The organism is Tardiphaga sp. (assembly GCF_044336785.1).
Taxonomy (GTDB): domain Bacteria; phylum Pseudomonadota; class Alphaproteobacteria; order Rhizobiales; family Xanthobacteraceae; genus Tardiphaga.
On sequence record NZ_JBIIOT010000014.1, the window covers coordinates 70,786 to 79,157 of the forward strand.

General features: G+C 62.3%; 10 protein-coding genes. 4 read left to right on the forward strand and 6 right to left on the reverse strand.

What is annotated here, in order from left to right; genetic code table 11:
* Positions 1-79: 79 nt before the first annotated feature.
* From ACIQ2A_RS06830 to fliL, 4 genes are read right to left on the reverse strand one after another with little or no spacing between them, the layout of a single operon-like run.
* The gene (locus ACIQ2A_RS06830) at positions 80-850 is read right to left on the reverse strand and encodes a flagellar protein FlbB (protein ID WP_398477155.1); all 771 of its coding nucleotides are present in this window, start codon (positions 848-850) and stop codon (positions 80-82) included.
* Entirely contained in the window at positions 847-1,317 is a 471-nt protein-coding gene (locus tag ACIQ2A_RS06835; RefSeq protein WP_398477157.1) for a DUF6468 domain-containing protein, read from the reverse strand. Before ACIQ2A_RS06835 ends, ACIQ2A_RS06830 begins: the two co-directional genes overlap by 4 nt.
* On the reverse strand, positions 1,314-2,513 hold the full coding sequence (fliM, locus tag ACIQ2A_RS06840; RefSeq protein WP_398477159.1) for a flagellar motor switch protein FliM: 1,200 nt from the start codon (positions 2,511-2,513) through the stop codon (positions 1,314-1,316). The genes ACIQ2A_RS06835 and fliM overlap by 4 nt, the downstream gene beginning before the upstream one ends.
* 48 nt (positions 2,514-2,561) lie before the next feature.
* Entirely contained in the window at positions 2,562-3,062 is a 501-nt protein-coding gene (gene fliL / locus ACIQ2A_RS06845; RefSeq protein WP_398477161.1) for a flagellar basal body-associated protein FliL, read from the reverse strand.
* A gap of 369 nt (positions 3,063-3,431) precedes the next feature.
* On the opposite strand from fliL, the gene flgF reads away from it, so the two are divergent.
* Genes flgF through flgH form a run of 4 tightly spaced genes read left to right on the forward strand, consistent with a single transcriptional unit; the run spans position 3,432 to position 6,876 of the window.
* Positions 3,432-4,196 carry a flagellar basal-body rod protein FlgF gene (flgF, locus tag ACIQ2A_RS06850; protein ID WP_398477163.1) on the forward strand — a complete coding sequence of 255 codons (765 nt, stop codon included), beginning with the start codon at positions 3,432-3,434 and terminating at the stop codon, positions 4,194-4,196.
* A gap of 12 nt (positions 4,197-4,208) precedes the next feature.
* Positions 4,209-4,997 carry a flagellar basal-body rod protein FlgG gene (gene flgG / locus ACIQ2A_RS06855; protein WP_398477165.1) on the forward strand — a complete coding sequence of 263 codons (789 nt, stop codon included), beginning with the start codon at positions 4,209-4,211 and terminating at the stop codon, positions 4,995-4,997.
* 5 nt (positions 4,998-5,002) lie between these two features.
* Positions 5,003-6,127 carry a flagellar basal body P-ring formation chaperone FlgA gene (flgA, locus tag ACIQ2A_RS06860; protein WP_398477167.1) on the forward strand — a complete coding sequence of 375 codons (1,125 nt, stop codon included), beginning with the start codon at positions 5,003-5,005 and terminating at the stop codon, positions 6,125-6,127.
* Positions 6,128-6,132: 5 nt separating this feature from the next.
* Positions 6,133-6,876: a flagellar basal body L-ring protein FlgH gene (gene flgH, locus ACIQ2A_RS06865; protein WP_398477169.1), complete on the forward strand. Its 744-nt coding sequence runs from the start codon at positions 6,133-6,135 to the stop codon at positions 6,874-6,876.
* 108 nt (positions 6,877-6,984) lie between these two features.
* Here flgH and ACIQ2A_RS06870 read toward each other — a convergent pair whose 3' ends face one another.
* Together ACIQ2A_RS06870 and dksA are read right to left on the reverse strand one after the other, a co-directional pair.
* Positions 6,985-7,773: a 2-keto-4-pentenoate hydratase gene (locus tag ACIQ2A_RS06870; protein WP_398477172.1), complete on the reverse strand. Its 789-nt coding sequence runs from the start codon at positions 7,771-7,773 to the stop codon at positions 6,985-6,987.
* A 62-nt stretch (positions 7,774-7,835) separates the two neighbouring features.
* Positions 7,836-8,201: an RNA polymerase-binding protein DksA gene (gene dksA / locus ACIQ2A_RS06875; protein WP_398477174.1), complete on the reverse strand. Its 366-nt coding sequence runs from the start codon at positions 8,199-8,201 to the stop codon at positions 7,836-7,838.
* Between the last annotated feature and the right edge of the window lie 171 nt (positions 8,202-8,372).

An 8,372-nucleotide genomic window follows, 5' to 3' on the forward strand; every position in this document is an offset into this window, starting at 1 on the left:
CAGGCTACGACGAACGATCATTCGTTCGATCAGCGCCAAATCTAGAAGCCGGCCTCTAAGGAGTTGTTAATGATTTTCTTTAATTCCGCACGGGCTGCACAGGCCGCCCCTCGATCTTCGGCAGTTCCGCAGTCGAGGCCGAGCGCTCGCCGCCCTGGGCACGCCGGGCCAGCTCGACGGTAAGCTTCTCCGCAGCTTCCGGCTGCATCAGGCCAAGCACGTCCGACATTTTTCGCGGGGCCATCTGCGAGGCGATCTCGAACAGCACCTGCATTTCCAGCCGGTCGAAGATCTTGGCGGCATCCTTCGGCTTCATGCTCTCATACATGGTGATGATGCCCTTGAAGCGCGCCGCATCGGCTTCGCTCTTCTGCTCCGTCGCCGTCTTGATGCCGGCCTCGACGCCCTTCATTTCGTCGACCTTGGTCTCGATGCGCTTTTCAGCAGCCTTCAGGAGACTTTCGCGGATTTCAAGTTCGCGCGCCCGCGCGTCCAATTCCTGACGGCGCGATTGCAGGCGTTCGAGGATGGCGCGTTCGGAATCCGAAATCTTCGGCGCCTGCTCCACCGGCGGCGTATTGGTGACGGCGATGGCATCGGGCGCGGCCACGGTGGGCTTCGCCGGGTCGTCCTTCTTCGCAGCGACCGAGCCCGTGATGTCCGAATCGACCGGCTTCGCCCCGCCCGGGAAGTTGAACATCTCCTGCGCCCAGGATTGTTTCACCGGCTGCGGCTGATATTCGAACACATAGCCGCCGTCGATCACGATGCCGGCGATCTTGAGGATCGCCAGACCAAGCACCGCAACCAGAACGACAGGCAGGATACGAATATCGCGGAAGGCCTTCATGCAGCGATGCCGTCGGGCCTCCGACGCTCGGCGAATGCCTGTGCTGCAGCAGCATTGGCGCGCGCCGCGGACATACGAGCGGCCGTTGCCGCAGCCGCCGGAGCAACCGGCACTTCCGGCTCAGCCTGGGCTGTCAGCGGACGCGCGGCGATGGCGATCTTGGACAGCCGCCGCACCACCGCATCGCCTTCGGCGAGCTGCGCCTTGAGCTGTTCGGCAAGCGCGGTTGCAGCATTGATCTGCGCACCGAGGTTTTCGTTAACGTCGCGCACCGTGTGCTTGAGCCCGCCGATGGCGCGCTCGGCGATTTCGGTCACGGTGATCAGCTCACCGATGGTGGCCTTCAGCGATTGTTCGTCCGCCTTCAGCTTCTTGAGGCGCTTATTGAGCAGCATGCAATAGCCAATGGTCAGAACGAGCAACACGGCGACCAGGCCTTCTATCACGATTCCCAGCGAATGGCTCATTGTGCCTCCATCATCTTGGTTTGTTCGTCTGCTTTTTCAAACATTGCGAGGGTGGTGTGGGGCTTACGCAAATGCTTCGTGACACGGATAGCAACGCGGTCACCGACACGGCCCATGCGCCCTTCCGTCAGCGTGACAGCACCGCAGCGAACGGCGACCAGCGCATCCGCTTTCATCTCCAGCGGCAAGGTGTCGCCCACCTTCAGCATCATCAGCTGCTTCAGCGGGATATTGGCCTCGTAGAGCACCGCATCGACGGCAATCTCTGCCTGTGCGAGTTCGGTGGCGAGATGGCTTTCCCAGATCGGATCGCGGCCGAATTTTTCGCCCATGAACATCTGCATGAGCGTGCCGCGGATCGGCTCGATGGTCGCATAGGGCAGCAGCAGTTCGATGTCGCCGCCGCGGTCTTCCATGTCAACATGCAGGCGCACCAGGATGGCGGCATTGGCCGGCCGGCTGATGGCTGCGAAGCGCGGATTGGTCTCGAGACGGTCGATATTGAATGACACCGGTGACAGCGGCCGGAACGCCTGTTCGGCATCGGCCAGCACCACTTCGATCAGGCGCTTGACGAGATTGGTCTCGATGGTCGTGTAAGGCCGGCCCTCGATGCGCAGCGAGGCCTGGCCGCGACGGCCGCCGAGCAACACGTCGATCATCGAATAGATCAGGCTGGAATCGACGGTAGCAAGACCGAAATTCTCCCACTCCTCGGCCTTGAACACGCACAGCACCGCCGGCAGCGGGATCGAGTTCATGTAATCGCCGAAGCGCACCGAGGTGATGCGATCCAATGAGACCTCGACGTTGTCGGAGGTGAAATTGCGCAGGCTCGTGGTCATCAACCGCACCAGGCGGTCGAACACGATTTCGAGCATCGGCAGACGCTCGTAGGACACCATCGAGGAATCGATGATGGCGCGAATGCCCGAATTCTCGTCGAGATTGATTTCATTGACGCTGAAGCCGAGGAGATTGTCGATCTCCTCCTGCGAGAGCACGCGCTCGCCGCCATTCTTGCCGCCGCCGAGATCGCGGCCGCCATCTTCCACCATGGCGGCCCATTGCTCGGCCATGGTGCCCGTGAGTTCGTTCTCGGCAGCAGCTTTCGCGGCCTCGGCGGGATCCTCTGAATCCAGAGATGCTTCCCACTCGGCGGCAATTGCGTCCTGATCGACCTGCTCGGTAGACATCGTTCTAGACCCACATCCTCATTGCGAAAATTTTCACTGCGAAAACCGTCACTGAATGAGGATTTCCTTGAATAGGACCGCGTTGACATGATTCGGCGCGATCGCCGCGTTGACGCGACGCGTCAGTTCTTCCTTCAACCGAAACATGCCGATCGACCCGTTAAGGTCGGACGAGCGCAATTCGCGCAAGTAAACCTGGGCCATATCGGTGATGCGCGGCATCGCCGGGGTGATAAGTGCCACCTGCGGCGCATCCTTCACTTCCAGCACCAGCTTGGCCTTCAGATATTGCACGCGCTCGCCGGGCTGACCGGCGAGGTTGACCACGATCTCCGGCACCTCGACGAAGGACAGCGGCTTGGCGGCTGCGGGTGCCGCTTCGGCGTGCTCATCCTTCTTCTTGCCTTTGGCCAGGAAGAAGTAACCGCCGCCACCGCCGACCAGCGCCAGCGCGACCACGCCGATAATGATCAGCTTGAGCTTGCTCTTTTTGGGAGCGGCCTCGTCCCCACCGGGGGCGGCGCCATCTGTCGTATCGGTATCCGCCATCGCCTCGCCCGTTCCGGGAATTGGGATGGGCTCGATGCTGCGAAGCAGGCCCTGAAGACGCGATACAAACTGCCGCCAGCGCCCAAGGCCCTGTCTGATCCGGACGCTAGGTCGCAATGGTTAATGGAATCTTTATTTTCGGGGTTCACTAGGAAAATTCTGCCGGCAGTTATGGTCAACAAGATCTTTCTGCCGCCCTCCCCGACGCGCCAAAATCTACCAATACATTGATATCACTCATCTTTTCCAGTTGGCACGGGTTTCGCTACTCCACTGGTGTGAACCACGGCTTGGGAGAGCTTGAGTGGTCCACGAGATCCACGAACCGGCTTGGGAGAGCCGCTCGTTGGGACAAGGGGAGATTACCCGATGGAGAACGTGGGTCTCATCGGATTGTCGCGGCAGATGACGCTTCGTCGGCAGTTGGACGTCGTCGCGAACAATATCGCGAATATCAACACCACCGGCTTCAAGGCCGAGCGGACGTTGTTTCAGGAATATCTGAGCCCCACGGCCCATGAAGACAACTTCAGTGGCCGCGATCGTCGCGTGTCCTTCGTGCAGGACCGCGCCACCATGCATGATTTCGCCGGTGGCCCGGTCGAGCCGAGCAAGAACCCGCTCGACGTCGCCATCGACGGCAATGCCTTCCTGGAAGTGCAGACCCCGGCCGGCACGCGCTACACCCGCGACGGCAGCCTGCAGATCAACAATCAGGGTCAGCTCGTGACCTCGAGCGGCTTCCCCGTGCTCGGCAATAACGGCCCGATCGTGTTCCAGCAGACCGATCACGACATCAACATCTCCCAGGACGGCACCGTCACCGTGCTGGAAGGCACGAACCGCGTCGACAGCGTGCGCAGCAAGATCCGCATGGTGCAGTTCGCCTCGCCGCAACAGCTGGTGAAGGAAGGCTCGAACCTCTACTCGGCCGGCGCCGGCGCCAACCCGCAGCCATCGCTGACGTCGAAGCTGAACCAGGGCTTCATCGAGCGCTCCAACGTCTCTTCGGTGACGGAGATGACGCGCATGATCGAAGTGACCCGTGCCTATACCGAACTGTCGAACATGCTGGTGTCGCAGGGCGATGCCCGCAAGACCGCTATCGAAAAACTCGCCGACGTTCCGGCTTAAGGACACAGACCCATGCGCGCACTCTACACCGCAGCGACCGGGATGGCGGCCCAGGAACTCAACGTCCAGGTCATTTCGAACAACATCGCGAATATGCGCACCACCGGCTACAAGAAGCAGCGGGCGGCGTTCCAGGACCTCATCTACGATCACGTGCGCCGCGTCGGCGCGCAGGCATCGGACCAGGGCACCATGATCCCGGTCGGCGTCGATATCGGCGGCGGCGTCAAGACCGTGGGCACCCCGCGCCTGATGGGCCAGGGCACGCTGTCGGTCACCGGCAACGATCTCGACATCGCAATCCGTGGCGAAGGCTTCTTCAAGATCCAGATGACCGACGGCACCTTCACCTATACGCGTGACGGTTCGTTCTCGACCGACAGCCAGGGCCGTATCGTCAATGCGCAGGGCAACCTGCTGCAGCCGACGATCACGATCCCGACTGCATCCTCGCAGCTCGCCATCAATGCTGCCGGCCAGGTCTCGGTGATCGTGCCGGGCTCAACAACGCCCACCGTGCTCGGCACCATCGGCCTGACCCGCTTCATCAACAAGGCCGGCCTCAATCCGATCGGCGACAACCTGTTCACTGAAACCCCGGCTTCCGGCACGCCGCAGGACGGCACCGCAAATCTCGACGGTTTCGGCGACATGCAGCAGCGCAATCTCGAACAGGCGAATGTCGAAGTCGTCACCGAAATCTCCGACCTGATCGCCGCCCAGCGCGCCTATGAGATGAACGCCAAGGTGATCAGCGCTGCCGACCAGATGCTGCAGTCCACATCCGGCATGTTCCGCTGAGGAGGATGATCATGACTTTCACCATGCGCACTTTCATCCTGGCCACTGCCCTTCTCGCCGGCGCCGCCACCGCGGCATTCGGCCAGGACAAGCGCGAGGACACCGGCATCGCGGCGCCGATGTTGCGTGCCAATGTCGTGGTGTCGAGCGAGGTGGTACGGATCGGCGATGTCATCGACAATGCCGGCCCGGCTGCCAATATCGCGATCTATCGCGCGCCCGATCTCGGCACCATCGGCACGCTGACCACCGCGCAGATCATCTCGACGCTGCGCACCCATCAGGTGATCGGCGTGGAGACCTCAGGCCTGCAATCGATCTCGGTGACCCGGCTGTCGCGCAGCATCGAGAGCAAGGATATCGAGGCCCATATCGGCAAGGCACTCGAACATCGGAACGGCCTTGGCGACGCCGCCAATCTGACCCTGACCTTCGACCGCGACGTCCAGGGCGTGCAGCTCGACGCCGGCTATACCGGCGCAATCGAGGCAGTCGCGACGCGCTTCGATACGCGCAGCGGCCGCTTCGACGTGACATTCGCCATCGGCAGCGAGGCAAACGCACCCACAGCCAAACTGCGCTTCACCGGCACTGCGGTGGAAACCGTGGAAGTCGCCGTGCTCGCACGCGGCGTCGAGCGCAATGAAGTGCTGAAATCGTCCGACGTGCTCGTCGAGCGCCGTCCGAAGGCGGAAGTCGGCATTGACGGCGCCAGCCGCGAACGCGCGGTGGGCATGCAGAGCCGCCGCCAGCTCCGCAGCGGCCAGGCCATCCGCAATGCCGATCTCGCCAAGCCCGACCTCGTGGTGCGCGACCAGGCCGTCACCCTCGTGTTCCGCTCCGCCGGACTCTACCTCACCGTTCGCGGCAAGGCACAGGATTCCGGCACCGAGGGCGATGTCGTCAATGTCATGAACCTGCAGTCCAAGCGCAGCGTCGCCGGTGTCGTCACCGGCCGCGGCGAAGTCACCGTCTCCGCCCCGTCCGCTTCGCCGCTCCCGGGCGAACGCGCGCCGGCCCCTTCTCCCGCAACTCCCGACCCAGCACCTTCCGAAAAGATCTCCCGCGCACCTTCTCCCGTCGCCCTCGCAGCCAACGACCGCGTGCCCGTCTCTCGCAAAGCTGAGTAAACTACATGTATCAGTTCAACCGCCCCATCGCCCTTGCAGCGCTCCTCGCCACCGGACTCGGCGGCTGCTCCTCCATCGACCGCCTCGCCTCCATCGGCGAGAAGCCGGCGCTGACGGCCATCGACAATCCGACCACCCAGCCCGGCTACAAGCCGGTGCAGATGCCGATGCCGAAGCCGGAAGTCGCGTCCTATAACGCCAATTCGCTGTGGCGCTCGGGCTCGCGCGCCTTCTTTAAGGATCAGCGCGCCCGTCAGGTCGGCGACATCATGACCATCACGGTGAATTTCACCGACAAGGCCAACATCGCCAACCAGACCCAGCGCAGCCGTACCAGCTCGGAAGATTCCGGCGTCACCGATTTTCTGGGCAGCAAGCTGCTGACCGGCAGTGCCGCCTCGGCGTTGCCTGGTCGTCTGCTGACCACCGATAGTTCGTCGTCGAGCGACGGCAAAGGCTCGGTGGTGCGCCAGGAAGCGCTGCAGACCAATGTCGCGGCTGTCGTCACGCAGCTATTGCCGAACGGCAATCTCGTCGTCGAGGGCAAGCAGGAAATCCGCGTCAATTACGAAATTCGCGAACTGATCGTCGCCGGCATCGTGCGACCCGAGGATATCCAGAGCGACAACACCATCGACAGTTCGAAGATCGCGCAAGCCCGCATCGCCTATGGCGGCCGCGGTCAGATCTCCGACGTCCAGCAGCCGCGCTACGGCCAGCAAGTGATGGACGTGCTGCTGCCCTTCTAACACCTTATGAGCTCCCACATCGCAGCGTGCTCCCACGCGCTGCGATGTTCACACGCGGCCTTCTGTCAGCTCCCCTGACGGAAGGCCGTCGTTGTTTGTGAGAACCATCTACGCCTTGAAATCCACCGCCACGCTGCCGAGGCCCGACAGTTCCATCAGCACATCATCGCCTGCATTGAGCCACTCGGTTTTCACGAGGCTCCCCGTCAACACGAACTCGCCGGCTTTGAGCATCCGGCCCTGCGCCGCGAGATGATTGGCGAGCCAGGCCAGTGCATGATGGGGATGACCGAGCACGTCGGCGCCGGTCCCGCGTCCGACTTCAATACCATTGACGATCGCGCGCCCAACCACCGATGTCAGATCAGGCGCGTCAGCGGCAGCGACGCCTTTGCCGAGCACGCAGCCCGCCGCAAAGAAATCGTCAGCAATCAGCGACCGTGCATCCATGCTGCGCCAGTCGTCATATCGGTCATCGACAATCTCGATCGCGGGGAAATAGGCCTCGATGGCCGGCGCGACGGACTCTGCCGTGAAGATGTCCCCGGTCGGCGACAGGTCGCAAGCGAGCCGCACGGCAATCTCGCATTCGACACCGACATGGACGTAATCGGCATAGCGCAACGACGCGCCGGAGGACTTGAAACCGGCCATATAAAGGCCGCCGGCACAGGGATGATCGATGCCGAGATAGACCTGCATCACCGTCGAGGTGCATCCGATCTTGTAGCCGACCTGCTCGCCGAAATCCGGCGACAACAGATTATGCAGCGCATCCTGCACGCGATAGGCATCGGCCTCGTCATGCGGAATCGCCTCGGGGGGAAGCGCGGCCAGCGGCGTGCGATTCAGGCGCACGTAGCGCAGAACCTCGGCAATCGCGAGCTGCTTCTCCATCGACAACCTCCCTAAAACAAAAACGGCCGCCTCGTGAAACGGGCGGCCGTTAATTTTGCGACCTATTCGTCGCGATAGACCTTCTCGCGCTTCTCGTGGCGCTCCTGGGCCTCCACCGAGAGAGTCGCGATCGGACGGGCCTCGAGGCGCTTGAGCGAGATCGGCTCGCCGGTCTCTTCGCAATAACCGTAGCTATTGTCCTCGATGCGCAGCAGCGCCGCGTCGATCTTGGAGATTAGCTTGCGCTGGCGATCCCGCGCGCGCAGCTCGATGGCGCGGTCGGTTTCCGACGAGGCGCGATCGGCGAGGTCTGGATGGTTCACATTCTCTTCCTGCAGGGTCTGCAGGGTGAGCTTGGATTCGCGAAGAATCTCGTCCTTCCAGGCCAGCAGCTTGCCGCGGAAGTACTCGCGCTGCCGGTCGTTCATGAAAGGCTCTTTATCGGAGGGGCGATAGCTCTTTGTCTTGTCCAAGGCCAATCCATCAATGCTTGCATGGCGCCGGAAATACCCGGACGCGCGGCGCTTATATAGCTACGCCGTGTGACAGACAATAACGTCAAGGAACTGGCCGGACCTGTCCCCGGCCGGGTTCTCCAC